This window comes from Actinomadura sp. BRA 177, assembly GCF_013372625.1.
GTDB lineage: Bacteria > Actinomycetota > Actinomycetes > Streptosporangiales > Streptosporangiaceae > Spirillospora.
The window spans coordinates 1-686 of sequence record NZ_JABXFD010000054.1; the positions used below are offsets into that span (position 1 = coordinate 1).

General features: G+C 76.7%; 1 pseudogene. It reads right to left on the reverse strand.

Annotation, left to right across the window (positions count from 1 at the left end):
* Positions 1 to 686, reverse strand: a pseudogene (locus tag HUX53_RS00335) (LuxR family transcriptional regulator); the annotation flags it as partial.

Sequence of the window (686 nt, forward strand, 5' to 3'; positions counted from 1 at the left end):
CGCCCGCGGCCGCGTCCGCCGCGGCGGCGGCGGACGCGGCCGGGTCGGCGGCCCGCAGCGCGTGCGCGCGGGTCAGCCTGGCCAGGCCGACGTCGCCGGTCAGTGCCGGGTTGGCGATCGCCTCGGCGATGTCGGCCCAGTTCGCGGCGTCGGCGTCGTCCTGCGCCGCGCGGACGCAGGCGAGCGCTTCGGCGCAGCTGCCGAGCGTGCCGAAGTCCAGGCCCTGGTCGCCGGTGCCGCACGCGGCGATCAGCGCGGTGGCGCCCTCCTCCAGCCGGCCCTCGTTGACCACCGCGATGGCGCGGGCGACGTGCGCCATGTGCGTCCACCACTCGCCCGAGCCGGTGTCGTTGGCGACGGCCTCGTCCCCGGCCCGCACCGCGCGCTCGTGGTCGCCCATCCAGGACGCGGTCAGGCACTGCTGGATCAGCCCGTAGGCCAGCACCTCCTGCGAGCCCAGGTCGCGGCCGACCGCGGCGGCCTCGTCGGCGACGGCGGCGGCCTCCTTCAGCCGCCCCAGCTGCGCCAGCACGCGGGACTGCCCGGCCAGCATGTAGCCGAGGATGAACGTCTGCCCGGTCGCCCGGGTGATCGCCACCAGCCGCTCCGCGTGCCGCAGCGCCTCGTCGTACATGCCGAGGAACACCTCGGCGAACACCAGCCAGGCGAAGCAGTCCAGGCAGTCG